Source organism: Pseudomonas sp. 8209, from assembly GCF_028682105.1.
Classification (GTDB): Bacteria; Pseudomonadota; Gammaproteobacteria; order Pseudomonadales; family Pseudomonadaceae; genus Aquipseudomonas; species Aquipseudomonas palmensis.
Genome location: NZ_JANIAH010000005.1, coordinates 398,282 through 422,013 on the forward strand (window position 1 = coordinate 398,282; position 23,732 = coordinate 422,013).

The window sequence follows — 23,732 nt, forward strand, 5'->3', positions numbered from 1 at the left end:
TACCCATGATTCCAGTCATCCTGTCCGGTGGTAGCGGCTCGCGTCTGTGGCCCCTGTCGCGCAAGCAATTCCCCAAGCAGTTCCTGGCCCTGACCGGTGAACACACGCTGTTCCAGCAAACCCTGTCGCGCCTGGTGTTCGACGGCATGGACGCGCCCATCGTGGTGTGCAACAAGGACCACCGTTTCATCGTCAACGAGCAGTTGGCCAACCTGAACCTGGACACCCAGGCGATCCTGATGGAACCGTTCGGGCGCAACACCGCGCCGGCCGTGGCGCTCACGGCCATGAAACTGGTCAACGAAGGCCGCGACGAGCTGATGCTGGTGCTGCCGGCCGACCACGTGCTGGACGACCAGAAGGCCCTGCAACGCGCCCTGGCCCTGGCCACGGTGGCCGCCGAACGCGGCGAAATGGTGCTGTTCGGGGTGCCGGCGACCAAGCCGGAAACCGGCTACGGCTACATCAAGTCGAGCCAGGACGCCCTGCTGCCCGAAGGCATCAGCCGCGTGGCACAGTTCGTCGAGAAACCTGACGAAAAACGCGCCACCGAGTTCGTCAAAAGTGGCGGCTACTACTGGAACAGCGGCATGTTCCTGTTCCGCGCCAGCCGCTTCCTCGAAGAGCTGAAAAAGCACGACCCCGACATCTACGACACCTGCCTGCTGACCCTGGAGCGCAGCCTGGAAGACGGCGACAGCATCAGCATCGACGAGGCCACCTTCGCCTGCTGCCCGGACAACTCCATCGACTACGCGGTGATGGAAAAGACCCAGCGCGCCTGCGTGGTGCCGCTGAGTGCGGGCTGGAGCGACGTGGGCTGCTGGTCGTCGCTGTGGGACGTGCACGAGAAGGACACCAACGGCAACGTGACCAAGGGCGACGTGGTGGTGCAGGACAGCCACAACTGCATGATCCACGGCAACGGCAAGCTGGTATCGGTGATCGGCCTGGAGAACATCGTGGTGGTCGAGACCAAGGACGCCATGATGATCGCGCACAAGGACAAGGTTCAGGGGGTCAAGCAGATGGTCAACACCCTGGACGCCCAGGGCCGCAACGAAACCCAGAACCACTGCGAGGTGTACCGCCCGTGGGGCTCGTATGACTCGGTGGACATGGGCGGGCGCTTCCAGGTCAAGCACATCACGGTAAAACCCGGCGCCAGCCTGTCGCTGCAGATGCACCACCACCGTGCCGAGCACTGGATCGTGGTGTCGGGCACGGCCGAGGTGACGTGCGACGAGAACGTGTTCCTGCTGTGCGAGAACCAGTCCACGTACATCCCGATCGCCTCGGTGCACCGCCTGCGCAACCCGGGCAAGATCCCGCTGGAGATCATCGAGGTGCAGTCGGGCAGCTACCTGGGCGAGGACGACATCGAGCGTTTCGAAGACATCTACGGGCGCTCCACGCCAGTGGAGCGCGGGGTGTCGATCAAGACCATCGCACAGTGATCTGAAGCCCGGAGGGCCCTTTCGCGGGTCAAGCCCGCTCCCACAACGGTCGCCATCGAACCTGTGGGAGCGGGCTTGACCCGCGATGCTTTTATCAGGGTAGGATGATCCTTCATCCGCACCCAAGGCGCCCTCCATGTTCATCGGTATCCTGCTCATCCTCACCTGGCTGGTCCTGCTGCTGCGCTACCCGGCCAAGGCCTTGCCGATCTCCATGGCCGCGCTGCTCGGCCTGGGCCTGGTGGGCCTGTGGGTGGTGTGGCTGGACAACCGCGAGGCCAGCCAGCTGGCCCGCCTGGAACTGCGCCTGGACTACGCCCCCGACGCCTGCCCGGCCGACCGGCCGCTGCGCGTACAGATAAAGAACGCCAACCGCGTGCCGCTGGTCGAGCTGCGCTGGCGCGTGGCCGCCTACGCCCCCGGCGACACCGTCAACCTGGCCGAGAACACCTACGCCGCACCGCGCTACCGCGGCCCCGGCGACCTGCAGCCCGAGGCCAGCTGGCACGACTGCCTGCCCCTGCCCCCCCTGCGCTCAGGCTACCGCCCGCAAACCCTGGAATTTCGTGCCGAGCACCTGCAGGGTGGCTTTGCCAACTAGTATTTTTGCCAGTTACCTCAGACACGCCAGCCGGGGTTGAATGGAGCGCACCGCAATTCTTGCAGGAGGCACCACCATGTCACTCAGGCCCGTGACCCGCCTCGACCAGCTCCAGGCGCTGCTCGACGATTGCACACGCCAACGCCCGGCCATGGTCATGGTGGGCTCGGCCAGTTGCCCGCCTTGCTGCACGATGCATCCCGGTGTTGCACGGCTTGGCAGTCAACATCCTCAGGTCGACTTCCACTATTTCAACGTCGACCTGTTCGAGGATCACCCGCAAGAACCGGCCCTGACCCTCCTGTTCCAGAGCCTGTCGCTGCACTATCTGCCTTCACATATCCTGTTGCCCGTCGCCGGCCCCAACCTCGTGGTGTGCGCCACGAGCATCACCCGGCTGATCGACGCCCTGACCGAACACCACATTCTGAGGAGAGCCCCCTTCCATGCCCGTCGTCCTGATCACCGGTTGCTCCAGCGGCATCGGCCGCGCCCTCGCCGACAGCTTCAAGTCCGCCGGCTACGACGTGTGGGCGACCGCGCGCAAGGCCGATGACGTCGCCACGCTGATCAAGGCCGGCTTCAGCAGCCGCCAGCTGGACGTCAACGACGAGGACGCCCTGGTGCGCCTGGCCGACGCCATCGAAACGGCCCATGGCGGCCTCGACATCCTGATCAACAACGCCGGCTACGGCGCGATGGGGCCGCTGCTGGACGGCGGTGTCGAGGCCATGCAGCGCCAGTTCGAGACCAACGTGTTCGCACTGATCGGTGTGACCCGTGCACTGTTCCCCTTGCTGCGACGCAATCGCGGCCTGGTGGTGAACATCGGCAGCGTGTCGGGTGTGCTGGTCACCCCGTTCGCCGGCGCCTATTGCGCATCCAAGGCGGCGGTGCATGCGCTCAGCGATGCGCTGCGCCTGGAACTGGCGCCGTTCGGCATCGGCGTGATGGAAGTGCAGCCCGGCGCCATCGCCTCAAGCTTCGCCAGCAATGCCGGGCGCGAGGCCGAGCAGGTGCTGGCGCAAGACTCGCCGTGGTGGCCATTGCGCGAGCAGGTGCGCGCCCGCGCCCGCGCCTCGCAGGACAGACCGACCCCCGCCAGCGCGTTCGCCCAGGGCCTGCTCAAGGCCGTACAGCAGCGTACCCCGCCCGACCTGCTGCGCCTGGGCAACGGCAGCCGCGCCTTGCCGCTGCTGGCCGGCGTGCTGCCCAAACGGCTGCTGGAAAAGGTGCTGAAGAAACGTTTCGGCCTCGACCGCAGCCTGTGATCTGCCCGGTTTGCGGGGGCCTGCGCCGGCGATAGCTGACCCTATCGCTAACTATAAAGTGCACACCAGAGCATTTTCCAAAGCGTCTCCAAGGCCAAGAATCGCCCTCGTACTGGATCGGCTGCATTGCCACAGCGGCGGCGCGCTCCAGGCAATCAGGGAGAAATCTCCAAGGTCGGAGCACCGCTGCCTGCTGGCAGCCTTTCTCACAAATGCAATCAGGCCCTTTCTGGAGACATTCGTGAAACACCTTAACCTTCCGCGCAAGATCCCCACCCAGGCCCGCTCGCGGATGATGGTCGAAACCATCCTCACCTCCACCGCCAAGGTGGTGGTCAAGCATGGCTACCAGGGCACCAACACCAACCTGGTGGCCCAGCGCGCCGGGGTCAGCGTGGGCTCGGTCTATCAGTACTTCCCGAACAAGGATGCATTGATCGCGGCGTTGCATGAGCGCCATGCGCAGGCCATGAACCGGGTGATTCTGGAGGTCGCCGGCGCACACGAGGTGGCCGACCTGCCGGCCCACCTCAGGCTGCTGGTGCAAGCCCTGCTGCACCTGCACCAGCAGGAACCGGAGCTGCACCGGCTGCTCGACACCGACCTGGCCAACCTGAGCCGCAGCGTCGACGACCTGCAGCACAAGGCCCGCATCACCCTGTCCATCGAGCGCCTGCTGGACCGCTGGCGGGCCACGCTGGCTCACAGCAACCTGCACCTGGCCGCCTGGCTGGCGGCGCAGGTGATCACCTCGATGGTCAAGGCCTACATCCTCGACTCGCCGCAGATGAGCCAGGCGCAGATCGAGGATGCGATCAGCAGCTCGCTGATCGGGCTGTTGTGCCTCCCGCCGGCCATGCCGCTGGCCACCGCCCGCGCCCGCGCGCAGCCGCACAGCTCAGCGGCGTAGCGCCTGGCGCGCCTGCAACTGCTCGTAACGCTCCAGCAAGCGCAGCGCCTGCAGGTAGCTGGGCACTTCCACCACCAGGCCATCGACTTCGGCACGCACGTTGCCGCCCTGGGCCGCCGCCTCGAACGCCGCCACCTGCCGGCGCGCCAGTTCGGCGTCCGCGTCAGCGGGGGTGAGGTAGCGATTGGCGACCGCCACGTGCGCCGGGTTGACCACACCCTTGGCCTGGTAGCCGATGGAGCGGGCGAACTGCATGTCGGCTTCGGCACCCTGCGCGTCGGCAAAGGTGTAGGGCGAGTCGATGGCCAGCACCCCCGCTGCTGCGCATTCGAGCAGAAAGCGCGAGCGCGGGTAATACAGCTCGGTGCCGGCGCGGCTGCGCCCGGCGCCCAGGTCGGCCACCATGTCCTCGGTGGCCACCAGCATCGCCTTGATACGCGGGCTGGCGGCGGCGATCTCGATGGCGCGCACCACGCCCAGCGCGGTCTCGATATTCGGCACGATCAACGTGCTGCCGGCAGCGATGCCATGGCGCCCCTCAAGCTCGGTGATCAACTGGTCCAGCTCGATCATCTGCTCGCGGCGCTCGACCTTGGACATCATCACCACCTGCGGGCGGCCAGCCATCACTGCCGCCAGGTCCTCGTGGCCACAGGTTTCAAACGGGTTGATGCGCACCGCACTGACCCGCCCGCAGGCGCGCCAGCGCTGCAGGATATCCACCGCCAGTGCACGCGCCTCGGGGCGTCGGGCCGGTGGGGTGAAGTCCTCCAGCTCCTGCACCAGCACGTCGCCATCGCCGTCGAGTGCCGCCAGCAACGCGCGCTCGTCGGCGCCGGGAATGAAGAAAAAGGTGCGGCAAAGCGCCAGTGGGTTGTCCTTGGAAACTGCCATGGTTGACGTCCTGTACAGAGAAGAAAAGGAAGAAAAGAAAGCGCCTCAGAGCATCGCCAGGCCGCCGTCCACGGCGATGGTGGTGCCGCTGACGAACGAGGCCTTGCCCGACAGCAGCCAGGCGATCACCTCGGCGGCTTCCTCGGCACGGCCCTCGCGGCGCAAGGCGGTCATGCCGTGCAGCTGTTCGAGCTTGCCGGCGACGCGCGTGGTGTCATCGAGCATCGGCGTGCGGATCACCGCCGGGGCGACGCAATTGACGGTCAGCCCGCGCGGGCCCAGTTCGCGCGCCAGGCCCTTGCTCAGGGTGATTACCGCGCCCTTGCTGGTGGCGTAGCCGAGCGTGCCGGCCAGGCCACCGCCGCGAATGCCGGCGACGCTGGCCACGGTGCAGATATGCCCGCCGGCGCGCATCAAGGGCACGCTGTGCTGCACCACGCTGAAGGTGGCAAGCAGGTTGACCTCCAGCAACTGGCGCAGGCGCGCCACGCTCAGGTCGTCGAATGCCGTGGTGTCGACCACCCCGGCGCAGGTGGCCAGGCCATCGATGCGCCCGTGCCACCGGGCGATTTCGGCGAACACCGCGGCCACTGCCTGTTCATCGCACAGGTCCAGGGCGAACGGCCGATGGCCTGGGCCCAGCGCATGCAGGGTGCGATCCAGGCCGCCTTCGTCACGGTCCAGGCACGCCACCTGAAAACCCTCCCGTGCCAGCTGCAGGGCGGTCGCCGCGCCAATACCGCTGGCCGCACCGGTGACCACCGCCACCTTGTGTTGATTGGTCATGAACACTGCACTCCCTGAATGGCGATACAGGGCCGCTACAACAACGGCGCCTGAGTGGCGGCCATGCTAAAAGAATGCCTGCCGAACAACTACTCGCATTAAAAACCCCACACACAAGAGCCGTGCCCGTGTACCCGCCGTGGATTGCTCGCATTGCCAGGAATATTAAATATTCATGACCAAAGTTCGTTGTCGGCGGCGAAATGCGAGCAATTCAACGCCACCCTCAAGGCCGCCCCCACAAACGAACCATGGCGTACAACCAGCAGCCAGCAACCCCACGGCAGACAAGCGTTGCAGCGCGAAATCGAGTTTTACGCAAACAAACGCGAGTAGCCTTGCAAGTTCAACTTGCCTAGCATTTGAAACAACTTGAAACCCACTTTCAAGGGACCGAACAAGTTGCCGAGAAGTTTCAAGAACATTTCGCCAACTTCAAACAGAACAAACAAAAGGAAGTGCACCATGAGCCAGAAAGGCTTTGAGACCGTCATTGAAATCAAATACCGCGACACCGACTCGATGGGCCATGTAAGCAGCCCCATCTATTATGACTACATGCAACATGCCTACCTCTGCTACATGCACCACCTGCTGCAACTGCCAAAGAGCGAAAAACTGCCGCACATCATGGTGCGCAGCGAGTGCGACTACCTCAAGCAGGCCATGTACGGCGAAACCCTGGTGGTCAGCAGCGCCGTGGTGAAATTCGGCACCAAGAGCTTCGAGATCGAGCACACCATGCGCCGCCAGGACGATACCCACGAGGTGGTGGCCAGGGCCAAGTCGTACCACGTGATGTTCGACTACGACAAACAGGCCACCGTGCCTGTGCCCCAGGCATTCAAGGATCAGGTCCTGGCTTTCCAGGAAGGCTGAGCCGGCGCTCAGGGACGAACCGTTCGCCGACGCTCAGGCGCCCCGGCGAACCGACTGCAAAGGTACGCTCAATGAAACTCTCCTGGACTCCACAGCAGCTCGCGCTGCTGTCGACCTACCGCGCCATCGGCGTGGAACTGGCCGAGGCGCGGCGCAGCGCCGCCCCCGGTTTCGATCACTACGGCTGGCAGCGCCTGTGCGACGCGGGCCTGTGGAAGCTGGTCATCCCGCTCGAATACGGCGGCCTGGGTGAAGACTGGTGGGGCTTCAGTGCCGCGCTGGAAGGCCTGGCCTCGTCGATCCGCACGCCCGAGCTGCTGCTGTCGGTGATTGCCCAGGCCGGCATGGTCCGTGCCCTGATGCTCTACGGCAGCGACGCCCAGAAGGACCGCTACCTGAGCGCGATCCTGGCCGGCGCGCTGAGCGCCACCGGCATCGCCGAACCGGGCACCGGCACCGACGTGCGCAGTATCCACAGCCTGCTGACCCCGTGCGCGGACGGCTACCGGCTGACCGGCAGCAAGTTCAACATCGCCCATGCACCGGTGGCCGACTTCCTGCTGATCGTGACCCGCCTGGCCACCGACTCCAAGCACAACATCGCCCTGGTGATCATCGACAAGGACACCCCCGGCCTGACCCGTGGCGAGCCGGACGACAAGCTGGGCAACAAGCACCTGCCCACCGGCCCGCTGCACTTCGACAACCTGCCGGTGCCGGCCGAACAGGTACTGGGCGAGCCGGGCCGCGGCCTGCAGCAACTGATCAGGATCATCTCGCTGGGGCGTGCGTACTACGGCCTGGTAGCGGCCAACCTGCCCACGCCGTTCCTGGCCGAGGCCATGCACTACGCGGCCAACCGCCAGAGCTTCAACAGCGCCATCGACACCCACCAGTACGTGCAGAAGCGCCTGGTGGACATCGCCATGGGCATGGAGCGCAACCGCTGGATGGTGTACGCCGCGCTCGACCAGCTGCTGGGCAACGACCCCCAGGCGCTGATGAGCTGCTCGATCGCCAAGCTCGGCGCCGCGCAGGACTTCATCCACAGCGCCATCAGCCTGCTCAAGCTGTATGGCAGCCTGGGCTACCACGAAGGCGACATCGCCACCCTGGTCAAGGACGCGCTGGGCTTTGCCAGCGTGGGCGGCACCGAAGAGATGCACCAGAAGAACATCTTCAACCAGCTGCTGCGCCTGACCCAGGCCGGCTGATCCCGCAGCGCCCGCCCCTGCCACCTGCGCGCCCGGCCCCACCCGGCGCGCGGGCATGGCAGCGCGAGCGTGGGCGCCCTTGACCACTCCCCTTCCTGGTAGAGAACAGACCCGATGCCGATCGAATCGACTTTACTGCACGCAAGCCCTGTCGCCGCCCTGGCCCCGGTGCCCTTCGCCCAACCGTTCGATGACCACCTGGAACAAGCCGGCCTCGACGAGTTGCGCCAGCACCAGTTGCTGCGCCTGCGCCAGACCCTGCTGCATGCCTATACCCATGTGGCCTGGTACCGCGAGCAGTTCCATGCACTGGACGTGCACCCCTACGACCTCAAGCACCTCGACGACCTGGCGCACTTCCCGCTGACCAGCAAGGCACAGTTGCGCGACCACTACCCCTTTGGCCTGTTTGCCGTGCCGATGGACCAGGTGCTGCGCCTGCATGCCTCCAGCGGCACCACCGGCCAGCCCACCGTGGTCGGCTACACGCGCAACGATATCGACGTGTGGGCCTCGCTGGTGGCGCGCTCGATCCGCGCTGCGGGCGGGCGGCGCGGCGACCGCATCCATATCGCCTATGGCTACGGCCTGTTCACCGGCGGCCTGGGCGCACACTACGGCGCCGAGAAACTCGGCTGCACGGTGATCCCGATGTCGGGCGGGCAGACCGCACGCCAGGTGCAGCTGCTCAAGGACTTCCAGCCGGACATCATCATGGTGACGCCGTCCTACATGCTCAACATCGCCGAAGAGATCGAACGCCAGGGCATCGACCCGCAGTCGCTGTCGCTGCGCGCCGGGATCTTCGGCGCCGAGCCGTGGGGCGGACAGATGCGCGGCGAGCTGGAACAGCGCCTGGGCATCAAGGCCCTGGACATCTACGGCCTGTCGGAAGTGATGGGCCCGGGGGTGGCCATGGAGCACCTCGACACCCAGGACGGCCCGACACTCTGGGAAGACCACTTCTACCCCGAGATCATCGACCCGGTCACCGGCGCGGTGCTGCCCGACGGGCAGTTCGGCGAACTGGTGCTGACCACCCTGAGCAAGGAAGCGCTACCGATGGTGCGCTACCGCACCCGCGACCTCACCCGCCTGTTGCCCGGCAACGGTCGCGCCATGCGCCGCATCGACCGCATCACCGGGCGCAGCGACGACATGCTGATCATCCGCGGGGTCAACGTGTTCCCCAGCCAGATCGAGGAGCAACTGCTCAAGCTGCTGATGTTCAGCCCGGTGTACCAGCTGCATGTCAGCCGCCAGGGTAACCTCGACGTGCTGGCCGTCCACGTCGAGCTGCGCCCGGAACACAGCGGCCTGAGCGCCCAGCAGCAACAGGCCGCCTGCCAGCAGCTGAGCCACCAGATCAAGGTGCACGTGGGCATCAGCACCCACATCCAGCTGCACCCGTGCCACACCCTCAAGCGTTCCGAAGGCAAGGCCGGCAACGTCATCGACCTGCGCCGCCAGCCCTAGCGGCGCACCCTCTCTCAAGGATCACGAGGCTCCCCTACTCATGGACATGACCATTGGCGATTTTCTGCTGCGCCGCCTTCAGGAATTCGGCATCCGCCACCTGTTCGGCGTGCCCGGCGACTACAACCTGACCCTGCTCGAACAGGTCGAGGCGCTGCCCACGCTCGACTTCATCGGCAACTGCAACGAACTCAACGCGGCCTACGCGGCCGACGGCTACGCCCGCACCCAGGGCTTCGGCGCGGTGCTGACCACCTACGGGGTGGGCGACCTCAGTGCACTCAACGGCATCGCCGGCGCCTATGCCGAGCGGGTGCCGGTGATCATGGTGTCGGGCATGCCGCCGCTGCACGCGATCATCGACCGGGCCCTGATGCACCACACCCTGGGCGACGGCAACTACGACAACATCATGGTGACCCTGCGCCAGTTCACCGTGGCCCAGGCGCGCATCACCGTGGAAAACGCCGCCATGGAAATCGACCGCGTATTGCAGACCTGCTACCGCGAACGCCGCCCGGTGTACCTGCAACTGCCCAGCGACCTGGCCACCCTGCCGATCGAGGTGCCCGACACGCCGCTGCAACTGAGCGAGCCGCGCAGCGAGCCGGGGCAACTGCAGGCGGTGGTACGGGCGCTGGTGGCACGCCTGGATGCCGCCAGCTCGCCGGTGCTGCTGGTGGACATGGACGTGGCGCGCTTTGGCCTGGTGCCCCAGGTGCTCGAGCTGATCGAGCGCTTCGACCTGCCCTTCGCCTGCCTGCCGCCGGCCAAGGCCATGCTGCCCGAGTCGCACCCGCTGTTCCTCGGCACCTACGCCGGTGCCGGCTCCGCGCCCGGCGTGCGTGCGGCACTGGAGCAATCCGACTGCGTGATCAGCCTTGGCGCACGCTTCACCGACACCAGCACCGCGCTGTTCTCCCACAGCTTCATGGACGGCGCGCTGATCCAGCTGCATGCCTACGCGGCCTCGATCGCCAGGCAGCACTACACCGCCGTGAGCCTGGGCCAGGTGCTCCAGGCGCTGGGCCAACAGGCGCTGGCACGCGAGCGCCGCGCCCAGCGCATCCCGCCGTTTAGTGCCAGCCCGGCGTTCGCCGCGCTGTCGGGCAAGCCGCTGAGCCAGCTGCGCTTCTGGCAGCGCATCGGCCACCTGATCGAAGCCGACGACCTGGTCATCGCCGAAAGCGGTACCTCGTCGGCGGGCATCAGCGGCCTGCGCCTGCCGACCGGGGCAACCTGCATCACCCAGCCGATCTGGGGTTCGATCGGCTACACCCTGCCCGCGCTGCTGGGCAGCCTGCTGGCCGCACCGACACGCCGCCAACTGCTGTTCATCGGCGACGGCTCGTTGCAGATGACCGTGCAGGAGCTGTCGACGATTCTGGCGCACAACCTCAAGCCGGTGATCTTCCTGATCAACAACGATGGCTACACCATCGAACGGCTGATCCTGGGCGAGCATGCCAGCTACAACGACGTGAACCCCTGGCGCTATGCGCAACTGGCCAGCGTGCTGGACACCCGCGAGCGCTCGCGCAGCTTCACCGTGCACACCGAGGACCAGCTCGAAGATGCGCTGGCCCAGGCCGCACAGGCCGACACGCTGGTGTTCATCGAAGTGGTGATGGAACGCATGGACGCGCCCGAATCGCTCAAGCGCTTTGCCCGGCTGTTCGCCGAGTTCGACTACGGGCTGCAACCGGCCAGCCTGCCGGCGATTGCCGGCTGAAGGCCGCGCCCGGGCGAGTCGCTCGCCCGGGCGCGGCAGGGTGCATCAGGCGATGGAACGAACCACGCCGCCATCCACGCGCAGGGCTGCGCCGGTGGTGGCGCTGGCCTGGCGCGAGGCCAGGTAGACCACCATGTTGGCGACCTCCTCGACCGTGGCCAGACGCTTGATGACCGAGCTGGGGCGGTGCTCGGCAATGAACCGGGCCTCCAGCGTCTCGCTGTCCACCCCCTGCTCCCTGGCCATCTGGCTGAAGTAGCCGCCCACGCCTTCGGAGCGGGTCGGGCCCGGCAGCACCGCATTGACGGTCACGCCGGTACCGGCCAGGGTCTCGGCCAGCCCGCGGGAAATCGCCAGCAGGGCGGTCTTGGTGGTGCCGTAGTGCACCATCTCGGTCGGGATCTGCAGCGCCGATTCACTCGACAGGAACAGCACCCGGCCCCACTCGCGCGTGGCCATGCCCTTGGCGTAATGGCGCGACAGGCGCACCGCGCTCATCACGTTGACCTCGAAGAAGCGCTGCCAGTCCTCGTCGCTGATCTCGAAGAAGCCCTTGGGCTCGAAGATGCCCAGGTTGTTGACCAGGATGTCGGTTTCCGACTCCTTGGCAAACAGGATGTCCGCCCCCTCGGCCGTGCCCAGGTCGGCCGCAATGCCCTTGACCTTGGCCCCCGGCAACTTGCGCTGGATCTGTTCGACGGCGCGCGTGACACGGGCCTTGGTGCGCCCGTTGACCACCACCTCGGCACCGGCCTCGGCCAGCCCGTGGGCAATGGCAAAGCCGATACCGGCGGTGGAGCCGCTGACGATCGCACGCTTGCCGTGCAAGGAAATATTCATACCTGCGTCCTTTTCTGGATGACATGTGAACCCCGGCGCGGCGCCGGCCGTGCCGGGGCACGGCCGGCGCAGGCCTCATGGGTGCTTTGACCGCTGCCCTCGATCGAGTTCAGCGCTGGCCTGGGCCGGTGGGGCAAATGACTGCCAGCCCCCGCCCAGGGATTTGTACAGGCCGACCATGGCCAGCGACACCGCCGCCGAGCTTTCGACCCACTGCTCCTGGTTGGCCAGCAAGGCGCTCTGCACGGTCAGCACGTTGAGGAAGTCGACCGCGCCCTCCACGTACTGGTTGCGCGCGGTGTCCAGCGCCACCCGGCTCTGGCGCACCGCTTCGTCGAGCAGGTCGCGGCGCAGCTGGCTGGCGTTGTACAGGCGCAGTACATCGTCGATCTCGTGCCAAGCGCGCAGCACCACCTGCTGGTACTGCACAGCCGCTTCCTGCTGCTGCGCCTCGCGCAGCTTGAGCACGCCGGTCAGGCGCCCGCCCTCGAAGATCGGCAGGCTCAACTGCGGGCCGATGGCAAACCGGCGCGAACTCCAGTTGCCGAAGTCCGACAGTTGCAGCGACTGGAACCCCGCGCTGCCCGACAGGCGGATGCTCGGATAGAAGTTGGCCTTGGCCACCCCGATGCTGGCCGTGGCGGCGTGCAGTTGCGCCTGTGCCTGGCGGATGTCGGGGCGCCGCTCGGCCAGTTCCGAGGGCAGGCCCATGGCAAAGCGCTGCGCGGTCTGCGGCATCGGTGCCGGTTGCAGCAGTTCGTTCTGCAGGCTGCGTGGCGGTTCGGCCAGCAGCAGGCTCAGGGCGTTGATCAGTTGCGCCTGGCGGTCTTCCAGGGTGGGCAGGCGCGCCTCGATGGACGCCACCTGCGCCTTGGCCTGGGCCACGTCGAGGTTGGTCGCCACGCCATCGTTCAGGCGCATCTGCGACAGGCGCAGGCTGTGGCGCGACACGTCGAGGTTCTCGCGGATCACCGCCAGGGTGCTCTGCACCGCACGCAGCTGGATATAGTCGTGGGCGGTCTCGGCCAGCAACGACAGCAGCACGCCCTGGCGGTCGTTTTCGGCCACCTCGACGCTGGCGTCGGCGGCCTCCACCTCACGCCGCACCCGGCCCCACAGGTCCAGTTCCCAGGCAGCGGTGAAGTCGCCCTGCCACAGGTTGAAGGCCGACTTGCCGTTCTTGCCGGACGGGTCGTTGAGGCCATCCTCGCTGTTGCGGGCGCGGCTGTAGTTGCCGTTCAGGTCGACCGACGGGTACTGCTCGGAGGCAATGCTGCTGCGCACCGCGCGGCTCTGCATCAGCCGGGCGGTGGCCACCTGCAGGTCCAGGTTGCGTTCGACCGCGCGCTGCACCAGTGACGACAGCTGCGCATCGTTGAACTGCTCCCACCAGCGCGCCTGCAGCGGTGTCGCCTCGGGCTGGCTGGGGCCGGCCTTGTCCTGCAGGGTCGGCCAGGCCGACGGCGCGGTGGAGCGCGGCGCTTCGAAATCGGGGCCCAGGCTGCAGGCGCCGAGGGTCAGCGTGGCGCCCAGCAGCAAGGGCGAAGTAGCCTGTGCGAAGTTCATCGAGCGCTGACCTCGTTGCCGGCCTGGGCCCTGGCCGGGCTCTGGGTATCGATTCTGGCGATCACCGACATGCCCACGCGCAGGCGGCTGAGCAATGGCTGGTCGGCGTCGAGCACGATCTTCACCGGGATGCGCTGCACCACCTTGGTGAAGTTGCCGGTGGCGTTGTCCGGCTTGACTGCGGCAAAGGTCAGGCCGGTGGCCGGGGCCACGCTCTGCACATGGCCGCGCAGCTGTTCACCGGCAAAGGTATCCACGCTCACCAGCACTGCCTGGCCTGGCTGCACGTGGGTCAGCTGGGTTTCCTGGAAGTTGCCGACCACGTAGGCCTGCGCCAGCGGCACCACCGAGAGCAGCCGTGCGCCCGGGTTGACGTAGGCGCCCACGCGCACGGCGCGCTCGCCGACCATGCCGTCGATGGGTGCGACGATCTGCGTGTAGGACAGGTCCAGGCGGGCACGGTCCAGCGCGGCCTCGGCATGCTTGAGGCCGCCCTGGGCCGCCTCCACCTGCGCGGTGAGAATGTCCACCTGTTTGCGTGCCGCGGCCAGCGCCGCACGGGTGTTGGCCAGGCGTGCCTGGGCCTGGTCGACCCGGCTGCGCGCCTGCTGGGCGTTCTGCACGGTGCCGGCGCCCTGCTCGGCCAGGCGGGTGTGACGGGTCAGTTCATGGTTGGCGAACGCCAGCGCCGCCTCGTCGGCAGCCACCGTGGCCTGGGCCTGGGCAATCAGCGAAGCCTGGCGTTCGAGGGTGGCGCGGGCGTTCTGGTACTGCGCGCGGGACATCAGCAACTGCGCGTCGGCGGCGGCCAGCGCCGCCTGGAAGTCGCGGTCGTCGATCTGCGCCAGCACCTGGCCGGCCTTGACCTGCTGGTTGTCCTCGACGTGGACCGCCTTGATGAAGCCCGACACCTTGGGCGCCACCACGGTGTAGTCGGCCGTGACGTACGCATCGTTGGTGGACTGCGTGCCGCCGCTGCCGAACAGCGCGGGCAGCGCCACATAGGCCAGGCCGGCGACGACGATCACCGCCACGGCGATCAGGGTGAGTCTGGAAGTTTTACTTGAGGTCATGTCTTTCTCTCTCGACGGGACTAGGCCACTGCACGCGGCGGGTAGATCCGGGTAGGCACAAAGGGAATCAGCACGATCAGCGCCAGTGCCAGCAGCGCCATGCACAGGTAAAGGTCGGCCGAGGTCAGCACCACGGCCTGCTCATGGATGCGCCTGGCCAACCCCGGCGCATCGCTGGCGGCCAGCGGCGAGTTGCCCAGGTTGTCCACCAGCATGTTGGAGTGGAAATGCCGGCGCACCGTGGTCAGGGCCTCCAGCACCCCGGCGGCCACCACCGAAGCCAGGCCCTTGATGGTGTTGAACCAGGCCGAGGCGAACGGGCCGTCCTGCGGGGTCATGCCGCCGGTGGCGAGCATCAGCAGCGGGATCACCGCCATCGGCTGGCCGAAGATCTGGAACAGTTGCAGCACATAGAAGTTTTCGCGCACCCACTGCGAGGTGATCTGCGTGCCGCCCAGGCATGACATGGCGAGCATGCCCAGGCCGATGGCCAGCACCCAGCGGCAGTCCACCGCGCGGATGTTGCACAGCGCCGCGGTCAGCGGCAGCGCCAGCAGTTGCGGCAGCGCCACCAGCAGCATCACCGGGCCGCTGTGCACGGGCCGATAGCCCTGGACCTGGGCCAGGTAGTTGGTGGGAATGATGATCACGGCCGACAGCACCACCAGCACCCCGCCCAGGGTGATCAGGGCGTGGGTCAGGTTGCGGTTGCGCAGCATCTGCAGCTTGAAGAACGGCAGCGGGTGCGACCATTCGTTGATCATGAACAGCACCAGCAGCACCACCCCGCCGCCCAGCAGCCAGCAGATCAGCGGCGAGTTGAACCAGCCCATGCGGTCGCCCTGGGACAGGCCGATCACGATCGAGCAGATGGCCGGCAGCCCCAGCAACAGGCCGCGCCAGTCGAACTGCTTGAAGCGCTCCAGGCGCAACGGGTCCTGCGGCAGGCCCCAGGCCACGCAGCCCATGGCCACCAGCGAGGGCAGGATGATCTGCCAGAACGCCCACTGCCAGCCGACATACTCGGTCCACATGCCCGCCAGCGGCAGGCCCAGGCTCGGCCCGAAGGTTGCGGTCAGGGCGTAGCCGGCCAGGCCGTAGAGCTTGATGCCGGGGGGCAGAAAGCGCAGCGCCACGCTCATCAGCATCGGCGGCAGCGCGCCCCCGGCAAGGCCTTGCAGGGTGCGCAGCAGCATCAGGCTTTCGAGGTTGGGTGCAAACGGGCAGAGCAGCCCCAGTACGGCAAAGGCGCCGATGGCACACAGGGTGAAGCGGCGCAGCGAGAAGGTCACCGAGCACCAGGGCGCAAAGGCCATGGCCGACACCGAGGTGGCCGAGTACAGCGCCACCAGCCAGGCCCCTTCGTCGGCGCCGATGTGCATCCCGCCACGGATGTCGGCCAGGGCCATCTTGGTGACCATCTCGTTGAGGCCGGCGCACAGCACCGCCAGCAGCACGCCGACCAGGCCCACCACGATACGCAGGCCGAAAGCAGCCGGGGCGGCCGGTTTGGCAGGCGCCGCGGCGGGCGCCGGGGTGGCCCCCAAGGGCGCCTGGGCCGCCAGCGACGTCATGGCCGGCCCCCGCCCACAGGCGCTGAAGCACGGCAGAAAAAAGGCACACACATGGCAGGAGGACTCCGGGTAGTTAAGTACCCGGCAAGTCTATGGAGGCCAATAGATGACGAAAACTGACATATTCGCAGTTTATTGCTGCGTCAAACGCAATCCACAAAAGTCGCGCTAACGCGTGCCTGCCCCGGGCTCAGGCGTAGTGCCTGGAGCAGCATTCCTTGAGGGTCTGGCGCAACCAGCGGTGGGCGGGGTCGTTGTCGAAGCGCGGGTGCCAGGCCTGCATGATGGTCACCGCCTCCAGCGCCATCGGGATGCGGAACGAGCGCAGCGGCAGGCCGAGCCGGGCCACGCTCATCAGCACGTGCTCGGGCAGCGCCAGCAGCAACTCGGAGTCGGGCAGCGAGAACATCGCCGAATGAAAGCTCGGGGTGATCAGCGCCACGCGCCGCTGCAGGCCCATGCCGGCCAGCGCCGCATCGATCGGGCCGGCGGCGCGGCCACGGCGCGACACGCTGATCTGCTCGTAGCCGGCGAAGCGCTCGGGGGTGATCTCGTCATCGAAGATCGGGTGATCGACCCGCGCCAGGCCGACGAAGGTGGTGGAGAACAGGCTCTGCACCTTGATCTCGGGGCCGAGGTTGCGCGTGGCACTGATGTACAGGTCCAGGCGCCCGTCGCGCAGTGCGGCGTCCTCGTCGCCGCCCTCGCCTTCGGGCACGAAGCGCAGCACCGTGTGCGGCGCCTGTTCGCGCATGGTTTCCAGCAGGGGCGCGGCAAAGGGCGCGATGAATACATCGTTGGCGCGCAGGTTGAAGGCCCGTTCCAGGCTCTGCAGGTCGACCTCGTCACTGGAACTGAACACCTGGTTGGCCTGCTCCACCACGCTGCGCACCTGACTGCGCAGGGCCATGGCCTTGGGCGTGGGCACCAGGCCGCGGCCGGCGCGCACCAGAATCGGGTCACCCACCGCATGGCGAATGCGCGTCAGGGTACGGCTCATGGCCGCGGGGCTCAGGTTCATCCGCCGCGCCGCGCCGACCACACTGCCTTCATCGAGCAGCGCATCCAGCGCGACCAGCAAATTCATATCTGGAAAGTGCATGGCAAGCATCCATTCATTGCTTCGTTGAGTCCGGGGCAAAGCTTAACAGTTTCCGCCGCGCTCACAGCCCCTGCATGTGGCGCAACTAGTCATTGCACGCTGCACCATTTACCGCGCCGCATGCTTTTTTCAAGAATGCTGCTCTTTGCACAGTGAGTGGACCCTGCCCCATGTACAGCGTCGTTTTGATCGCCATCGATGGCTCGCCACGCAGCCACGGCATCCTGGAAACCGTCAGCACGTTCTGCGAGCAGACCCGTCATCGCCTGCATGTGCTGCTGGCGGTCGACCGTGCCTACGCGCTGCCCGAACAGGACGGCCACATCAGCCCGCAGGACGAAACCGAATACCCGGCGGCCAGCCATGAACAGCAGGTGGCCGACATGAGCATGCTGCAGGCGGTGACCCACCTGCGCGAACGCGGCTTCCAGACCGAAGGCAACCTGGTCAATGGCGACCCGGTGTCGAGCATCGTCGCCGAGGCCAAGCGCCTGGGCAGCGACCTGATCGTGATGGGCCACCGCCACCTGTCGCGGCTGGACCGCATGTTCGACCCCTCGATCAGCAGCAAAGTCATCGACAAGGCCGGTTGCCCGGTACTGGTCGATGCGCGTCATCTCTGACGCCCCCTTGCACTCACCCCTTGAACGAGACTACACGGATGAAACTCGATTACCTGCTGCTGGAACAGATTGACGCGGTGGCGCTGATTCGCCTCAACCGGCCGCTGTCGCTCAATGCCCTGTGCGCCGAGCTGGCGGCGGAGCTGGCCGGCGTGCTCGACCGCCTGGAACAGGACCGCAGCGTGCGCGCCGTGGTGCTGACCGGCACCGACACGGTGTTCGCCGCCGGGGCCGACATCATGGCCATGCGCAACCGCAACTACATCGACGTGTACACCAGCGACTTCGTGACCGTGGACTGGGAGCGCCTGGCCAGCTTTCGCAAGCCGGTGATCGCCGCGGTGGCCGGCTACGCACTGGGCGGTGGCTGCGAGATGGCGCTGATGTGCGACTTCATCATCGCCGCCGAGAGCGCGCGCTTCGGCCAGCCGGAAATCAAGCTGGGGACCATCCCCGGTGCCGGCGGCAGCCAGCGCCTGGCGCACTTCATCGGCAAGGCCAAGGCTATGGACATGGTGCTCACCGGGCGCACCCTGGACGCCCACGAAGCCGAGCGCTGCGGCCTGGTGAGCCGGGTGGTGAGCGATGCGGCGCTGCTCAACGAAGCCTTGCGTGTCGCGGCGCGGATCGCCGGCTACTCCGGGCCGGTAGCGATGATGGCCAAGGAGGCGGTGAACGGCGCCTTCGAAACCACCTTGAGCGAAGGCGTACGCCAGGAGCGCCGGCTGTTTCATTCCACCTTCGCCATCGAGGACCAGAAGGAAGGCATGGCCGCCTTCGCCGAGAAGCGCGAGCCGCAGTTCATGCACCGCTGAACGTTCGCCATGGCAGCGGCACGCGCTCAATCGCGCGGCTTGACCACCACCGTGCAGGTGGTGCCCGCTGCCAGCAGGAAGCCTTCGGGCACCTCGTCGATGTGGATGCGCACCGGTACCCGCTGGGCCAGGCGCACCCAGTTGAAGGTGGGGTTTACATCGGCGATCAGCTCGCGGCTTTCAGGGTTGTCGCGGTCATAGATGCCGCGCGAGATGCTCTCCACATGCCCCTTGAGCACCTCGCCGCTCATCATCTGCAGGTCGGCCTGATCGCCCACCTTCACGTGCGGCAGCTTGGTCTCCTCGAAGAAGCCGTAGACCCAGAACGAGTCCTTGTCGACCACCGCCATCTTCGGCTCACCGGTGCGCGCATAGTCGCCGCGGTGCACGTTGAGGTTGGTCACGTAGCCGTCCACCGTGGCCAGGATGCGTGTGCGCTTGAGGTCCAGCTCTGCCGCCGCCAGCTGCGCCTGGGCCTGCTGGTAGTCGGCCAGGGCCGAGTTGGCGATGTTGCTGGCGTCGTCGCGGTTCTCCCGCGAGATCACCAGGTTGTCCATGTCGGCACGCCGGTGCGCATTGACCTTGCGCATCTCCCAGGTGGCCTTGCGCGAGGCTACCAGCGCCTGCGCCTGCCTGACCGCCACCTCGTAGTGCTCGGGGTCGATCTGGATCAGCAGGTCGCCCTTCTTCACCAGCTGGTTGTCGCGCACCGGCACGTCCACCACATAGCCGGGCACGTCGGCGGCCACGTTGATGATGTCGGCGCGCACCCGCCCGTCACGGGTCCAGGGCGTGTTCATGTACTGCACCCACAATTGCCGGCCGATCGCCACGGCAGCTGCCAGTACCAGCAAGGTGGCGATCAGGCTGAAAAACTTTTTCATCGACTAGGGTCTCAACGGTAGACGGTCAGCGCCATGGCGCCAAAGAGGCAAATGAACAGGCACAGGCGCAGCAGCGCCGGGTGCCAGAAAAAACGGTAGCCGTCATGCCCGGCAATGAACCGGTCCAGCCCCCAGGCAAGCCCTGCGGCGAACAGGAACATCAAGGTCATGGTCGGCATGTACAGGCCGTGGAAGGCGATTTCACGGGGCATCGGGCAGTCCTTGCGTCGCGGGCAGGTGGGCCAGCGGCGATTGTGGGTCGAGCAGCGAGGTACGGATGAAGTGCAGGTAGCTCTGCACCCGGCGCAGGGCCGAGGTGTCGAAGTGCCGGGCAAAAGGTTCGTCGGTGGCCTGCACGCGGCTGATCGCATGGTCCACTGCCACCAGCGCACGCTCGTGGTTGCTGGCGGTGGGCTGCAGGAACAGCCGCGCCAGCGCCCGGCCCATCACGCGGATGGCCTGGCGCCAGGGCTGGGACTCGGCATAGCACGGGTGCACCGGGAGTATCGCCTGTTCCTTGCGCAGCTCGATGATCGCGTGGCCCACCTCCAGCACCACGAACATCCAGCGCAGCAGCTTGCTCTGCACCTGGGGCTGGCCCACGGCCAGCCCATAGGCCTGGTGCAGCAGGTCACGGGTGCGGCTCTCGAACGCCGAGCCCAGCCCGCGCAGGCGCCCGCTGATGGCGAACAGCACCTGGCCGCGCAGGTCCTGCTCCAGGCGACTCCACAGCCAGCGGCTGTTGGGCGGCAGGATGATCGCCCCGGCCGCCGCGCACACCAGCATGCCGATGACCATGGCGATGTAGTCGTTGACGAAGGTGTAGGGGTTGTACACGGTGAGGTTGTCGGGCACCGAGCCGGTCGAGAAGAAGATCAGCAGGCCCAGGCCGTAACCGGCGTAGGCCGGGCGCGAGGCCAGGAACGCGCCCACCACGAACACCGGCGCCAGCACCATGCACAGCAGCGGGAAGCCGTCGATCCAGGGGAACACGAAGAAGGTTTCGAAGAACCCCACCAGCGCGCCGAACAGGGTGCCGCAGGCCATCTGGAACGACATGCGCTTGGGGTTGGGGGTGGCCGCCGACAGGCCCACGGTGGCCGCCGCGATCAGGGTCATCATGGCCCCGCTGGGCCACGCCGTGGCCAGCCAGAAGCTGCCCAGCACCAGCAGGATGAACGCGGCCCGCACGCCGGCGGCCAGCGACACCAGCCAGTTGGTCTGGGCCACGTAGGGTTCGTCCCATTGCTCACGGGCGTGGCTGTGCTCGGCCAGCGAGGCGTGGGTCTGGGCATAGCTGTGCAGGTCGTCGACGAAGCGGTACAGCAGTTCGTAGGCGGTGTGAAAGTCGAGCAGGTCGGCGTCGCTGGGCGCGGTGTCGAGGTAGGCGGCGCGCAGGCTGCGTACCCGCTCGGGCAGGTCGTCCTTGTAGGCGGCCAGTTGCTCGGCCAGGCGCGCGGCATCGGCGTGGGTCAGCGAGCGCCCGGCATAGCCGTCGAGCAGGTTGGCCAGGGCGTCGAGGCCCGGCTCGATGGCCGTGACGATCTGCAGCGGGCCGCGCTGGCGCAGGCGCTCGAGCAGTTGGTGCAGGGCGTTGAAGCGCGTGGTGATGGCCATGAACTCGCTGTTCATGCGGCCCAGGCGGCCGTTGCGCCGGCGCATGTGCGGGTCTTCGAAGGCGGTCACGCTGCGCAGGCTTTCCAGGCCCACTGCCTCGGCGATGAAGCGCACGTTGCTGCTTTCGAAACGGTCGCGCTGGCTGTCGCCGCGCAGGCCTTCGGCGACGAAGCCGGCGAACACGCCAAAGCGCTGGTACAGGGCGTTGCGCATCGAGGCACTGGCCGACTGCGGCAGGATCGCGGCGCTGACCAGGGTCGACACCAGGATGCCCAGGGAGATCTCCAGCACCCGCCACACTGCCGCCATGAATGCACCGTCGGGGTGCTGCAGGGCCGGCAGGCCGACCATGGCCGCGGTGTAGCCGGCCAGCACGAAGCCATAGGCGCGAAAGTTGCGGTAGCGCATCGCCCCCGCCGAGCAGATGCCCACCCAGATCGCCAGGCTGGGCAGGAACAGCTCGGTGTTCTGCGGGAAGATCGCGATCAGCGCGACCATCACCGACGAACCGGCCAGAGTGCCGAGCAGGCGGTAGAAGCTCTTGGCGAACACGTGGCCGCTCTGCAGCTGCATCACGATGAACACGGTGATCATCGCGGTGCGCGGCTGCGGCAGCTCCAGGCGCATGGCCAGCCACAGGGTGAGAAACGCCGCGCTCAGCACCTTGAAGATGTACACCCAGGTGACGCCGTCGCTACGCGCCCATTCGAAGAAGCCGCGACGCCATTCAAGTGATGCCAGCCAGCGAAACGGCAGGGTCATGGCGCTCATTTGTCGAACACCGCCAGGGTGCGCGGGGTGGCCGGTGCGGCCTGCTTATCCGGCGTCGGCACATCGTTGCCGGCGCCCAGCCCACCGCCCAGGGCGGTGACCAGTTCGGCATGCGCGGTCAGGCGCGCGGCCTGCACCTGCTGCTGGATCTGCTGCTGGCGAAACAGCAGTGTCTGCGCATTGAGCACGTTGAGGTAGTCGGTGAGGCCGCGCTGGAACGCGATCATGGCGATGTCGTAGGTCTTCTGCGCCGAGGCCACCGACTCGGCGGCAAAGTGCTGCTGTTCGTCCATCGAGTGGCGGCGGATCAACTGGTCGGACACCCCCTTGAGGGCCTCGACCACGGTCTGGTTGTAGCGCGCCACGGCGATGTCGTAGCCGGCCGAGGCCACGCCCAGTTGCGAGCGCAGGCGGCCACCGTCGAACACCGGCAGGCTGATGGCCGGGCCGACGTTGTAGTTGAACTTGCGCCCGGTGAGAAACTCCAGCGCACCGCCGCCGGTGGCCATGAAGCCGAGCCCGCCGACCAGGTCGACGTTGGGGAAGAAGCCGGCATGCGCCACATCGATACCGCGCGCCTGGGCCGCCACCTGCCAGCGGCTGGCAACCACGTCGGGACGCTGACCCACCAGCTCGGCAGGCAGCGCCGACGGCAGCTTGAGTGCGGTGGCCAACGAGAGATTCGGCCGCTGCAACTGCGCGCCCTCGCCCGGGCCCTTGCCGGCCAGCGCGGCCAGCTGGTTGCGCGCCAGGGCGATTTCTTCATCGAGGCTGTCGAGCTGGCGATGGGTTTCGGGCAGCGGCGTCTGCGCCTGGCTGACCTCGAAATGGGTGCCGATGCCACCGGCCAGGCGCCGTTCGGCCAGGGCCAGGATCTGCTCCTGCTGGGCCAGCTCGGCCTTGACGATGTCGCGCTGGGCAAAGTGCAGCGACAGCTGGATGTACACCTTGACGATGTTGTTCTGCAGTTCGAGCTGCGCCTGGCGCGCCTGGGCCACGCTCATGTGGGCCATGTCCACGGCCTGCTCGCTGGCATTGCGCTCGCGTCCCCACAGGTCCAGCGCATAGCTCAGGCCCAGGGTGGCATTGTTGTCCCAGGTGTTGGCACCGGACAGCGCGCCGGGGCCATAGAACTGGTCTTCGGGCCAGTTGTGGCGCTTGAGGCTGGACTGGCCGTTGACCTGCAGTTTTTCGTCGGCCTCGATCACCCCGGCCATGGCCCTGGCTTCACGCACGCGGGCAGCGGCCATGGCCATGGTCGGGCTGCCCTGGAGCGCCAGGGCGATCCAGCGCGCCAGTTGCGGGTCGCCATAGGCTTGCCACCATTGCTGGTCGGGCCAGTGGGCATCCTGCGCGGCTGCTCGGATGGCCGCGTCGGTGGTCAGGGTATTGGCTTGCAGCGTCTTGCTTTGCGGGGCGATGCCCCAGGTTCCGATACAGCCGCTCAAGGTCAAGCTAAAGGCACAGACACTGAGCGCATTCAGCGCTCTGATGATGCGACGCGGCACAGCTGCGAGTTCCCGACTAGAAGGTGGATGACGCTAGGTGACGCAATTCTAGGGGGCCGCCGCACTGGCGATAAGCGTGCTTTACTGCGAATCTTTGTTACGAAAACCGCGATAATCCGGCTTTAGTCTGAAGACTGCT

General features: G+C 66.9%; 22 protein-coding genes. 11 read left to right on the forward strand and 11 right to left on the reverse strand.

Annotated features, from left to right (window positions below; genetic code table 11):
• Positions 1–5: 5 nt before the first annotated feature.
• The 5 genes from NP552_RS13420 (at position 6) to NP552_RS13440 (ending at position 4,239) form a co-directional block, all read left to right on the forward strand.
• The gene (locus NP552_RS13420; protein ID WP_043860997.1) at positions 6–1,457 is read left to right on the forward strand and encodes a mannose-1-phosphate guanylyltransferase/mannose-6-phosphate isomerase; all 1,452 of its coding nucleotides are present in this window, start codon (positions 6–8) and stop codon (positions 1,455–1,457) included.
• Positions 1,458–1,593: 136 nt separating this feature from the next.
• The gene (locus NP552_RS13425; RefSeq protein WP_043860996.1) at positions 1,594–2,058 is read left to right on the forward strand and encodes a hypothetical protein; all 465 of its coding nucleotides are present in this window, start codon (positions 1,594–1,596) and stop codon (positions 2,056–2,058) included.
• A gap of 76 nt (positions 2,059–2,134) precedes the next feature.
• Positions 2,135–2,614: a thioredoxin family protein gene (locus tag NP552_RS13430; protein WP_210014189.1), complete on the forward strand. Its 480-nt coding sequence runs from the start codon at positions 2,135–2,137 to the stop codon at positions 2,612–2,614.
• The gene (locus tag NP552_RS13435) at positions 2,505–3,329 is read left to right on the forward strand and encodes an SDR family oxidoreductase (RefSeq protein ID WP_054914855.1); all 825 of its coding nucleotides are present in this window, start codon (positions 2,505–2,507) and stop codon (positions 3,327–3,329) included. The genes NP552_RS13430 and NP552_RS13435 overlap by 110 nt, the downstream gene beginning before the upstream one ends.
• Positions 3,330–3,570: 241 nt before the next feature.
• On the forward strand, positions 3,571–4,239 hold the full coding sequence (locus NP552_RS13440) for a TetR/AcrR family transcriptional regulator (RefSeq protein WP_052504232.1): 669 nt from the start codon (positions 3,571–3,573) through the stop codon (positions 4,237–4,239).
• Here the strand turns inward: NP552_RS13440 and NP552_RS13445 are convergent.
• Both NP552_RS13445 and NP552_RS13450 read right to left on the reverse strand, forming a co-directional pair.
• A complete protein-coding gene (locus NP552_RS13445; RefSeq protein WP_043860993.1) occupies positions 4,228–5,133 on the reverse strand; it encodes an HpcH/HpaI aldolase/citrate lyase family protein in 906 nt (301 codons plus the stop codon). The genes NP552_RS13440 and NP552_RS13445 overlap by 12 nt on opposite strands.
• A gap of 45 nt (positions 5,134–5,178) precedes the next feature.
• Complete coding sequence (locus tag NP552_RS13450; RefSeq protein ID WP_274096809.1) at positions 5,179–5,919, reverse strand: SDR family NAD(P)-dependent oxidoreductase; 741 nt, start codon at positions 5,917–5,919, stop codon at positions 5,179–5,181.
• A 465-nt stretch (positions 5,920–6,384) separates the two neighbouring features.
• On the opposite strand from NP552_RS13450, the gene NP552_RS13455 reads away from it, so the two are divergent.
• The 4 genes from NP552_RS13455 (at position 6,385) to NP552_RS13470 (ending at position 11,220) form a co-directional block, all read left to right on the forward strand.
• Positions 6,385–6,798, forward strand: a complete 414-nt coding sequence (locus NP552_RS13455; protein ID WP_043860990.1) for an acyl-CoA thioesterase — start codon at positions 6,385–6,387, stop codon at positions 6,796–6,798.
• A gap of 71 nt (positions 6,799–6,869) precedes the next feature.
• Complete coding sequence (locus NP552_RS13460; RefSeq protein ID WP_078479507.1) at positions 6,870–8,012, forward strand: acyl-CoA dehydrogenase family protein; 1,143 nt, start codon at positions 6,870–6,872, stop codon at positions 8,010–8,012.
• Between the two features lie 114 nt (positions 8,013–8,126).
• Positions 8,127–9,488, forward strand: coding sequence for a phenylacetate--CoA ligase PaaK (gene paaK, locus NP552_RS13465; protein WP_100633482.1), 1,362 nt, complete (start codon positions 8,127–8,129; stop codon positions 9,486–9,488).
• A gap of 40 nt (positions 9,489–9,528) precedes the next feature.
• Positions 9,529–11,220, forward strand: coding sequence for an alpha-keto acid decarboxylase family protein (locus tag NP552_RS13470; protein WP_043860987.1), 1,692 nt, complete (start codon positions 9,529–9,531; stop codon positions 11,218–11,220).
• Between the two features lie 45 nt (positions 11,221–11,265).
• Here the strand turns inward: NP552_RS13470 and NP552_RS13475 are convergent, their stop codons facing one another.
• From NP552_RS13475 to NP552_RS13495, 5 genes are all read right to left on the reverse strand, one after another.
• Complete coding sequence (locus NP552_RS13475; protein WP_274096810.1) at positions 11,266–12,060, reverse strand: SDR family NAD(P)-dependent oxidoreductase; 795 nt, start codon at positions 12,058–12,060, stop codon at positions 11,266–11,268.
• A gap of 75 nt (positions 12,061–12,135) precedes the next feature.
• Complete coding sequence (locus NP552_RS13480; protein WP_054914860.1) at positions 12,136–13,626, reverse strand: efflux transporter outer membrane subunit; 1,491 nt, start codon at positions 13,624–13,626, stop codon at positions 12,136–12,138.
• Positions 13,623–14,699, reverse strand: a complete 1,077-nt coding sequence (locus NP552_RS13485) for an HlyD family secretion protein (RefSeq protein WP_054914861.1) — start codon at positions 14,697–14,699, stop codon at positions 13,623–13,625. The genes NP552_RS13480 and NP552_RS13485 overlap by 4 nt, the downstream gene beginning before the upstream one ends.
• A 20-nt stretch (positions 14,700–14,719) precedes the next feature.
• The gene (locus NP552_RS13490; protein WP_043860983.1) at positions 14,720–16,273 is read right to left on the reverse strand and encodes an MFS transporter; all 1,554 of its coding nucleotides are present in this window, start codon (positions 16,271–16,273) and stop codon (positions 14,720–14,722) included.
• 190 nt (positions 16,274–16,463) lie between these two features.
• Entirely contained in the window at positions 16,464–17,375 is a 912-nt protein-coding gene (locus tag NP552_RS13495; RefSeq protein ID WP_043860982.1) for a LysR family transcriptional regulator, read from the reverse strand.
• Positions 17,376–17,545: 170 nt separating this feature from the next.
• Here NP552_RS13495 and NP552_RS13500 point away from each other — a divergent pair, with 170 nt between their 5' ends.
• A complete protein-coding gene (locus tag NP552_RS13500; RefSeq protein ID WP_043860981.1) occupies positions 17,546–17,998 on the forward strand; it encodes a universal stress protein in 453 nt (150 codons plus the stop codon).
• 38 nt (positions 17,999–18,036) lie between these two features.
• The gene (locus tag NP552_RS13505; protein ID WP_043860980.1) at positions 18,037–18,813 is read left to right on the forward strand and encodes an enoyl-CoA hydratase; all 777 of its coding nucleotides are present in this window, start codon (positions 18,037–18,039) and stop codon (positions 18,811–18,813) included.
• Positions 18,814–18,839: 26 nt separating this feature from the next.
• Here the strand turns inward: NP552_RS13505 and NP552_RS13510 are convergent, their stop codons facing one another.
• From NP552_RS13510 to NP552_RS13525, 4 genes are read right to left on the reverse strand one after another with little or no spacing between them, the layout of a single operon-like run.
• Positions 18,840–19,697 carry an efflux RND transporter periplasmic adaptor subunit gene (locus NP552_RS13510; protein ID WP_043860979.1) on the reverse strand — a complete coding sequence of 286 codons (858 nt, stop codon included), beginning with the start codon at positions 19,695–19,697 and terminating at the stop codon, positions 18,840–18,842.
• An 11-nt stretch (positions 19,698–19,708) separates the two neighbouring features.
• Complete coding sequence (locus tag NP552_RS13515; RefSeq protein ID WP_043860978.1) at positions 19,709–19,909, reverse strand: DUF1656 domain-containing protein; 201 nt, start codon at positions 19,907–19,909, stop codon at positions 19,709–19,711.
• Positions 19,899–22,085 carry an FUSC family protein gene (locus NP552_RS13520; protein ID WP_054914863.1) on the reverse strand — a complete coding sequence of 729 codons (2,187 nt, stop codon included), beginning with the start codon at positions 22,083–22,085 and terminating at the stop codon, positions 19,899–19,901. The genes NP552_RS13515 and NP552_RS13520 overlap by 11 nt, the downstream gene beginning before the upstream one ends.
• Positions 22,082–23,593: an efflux transporter outer membrane subunit gene (locus NP552_RS13525; protein ID WP_043860976.1), complete on the reverse strand. Its 1,512-nt coding sequence runs from the start codon at positions 23,591–23,593 to the stop codon at positions 22,082–22,084. Before NP552_RS13525 ends, NP552_RS13520 begins: the two co-directional genes overlap by 4 nt.
• Positions 23,594–23,732 lie beyond the last annotated feature (139 nt).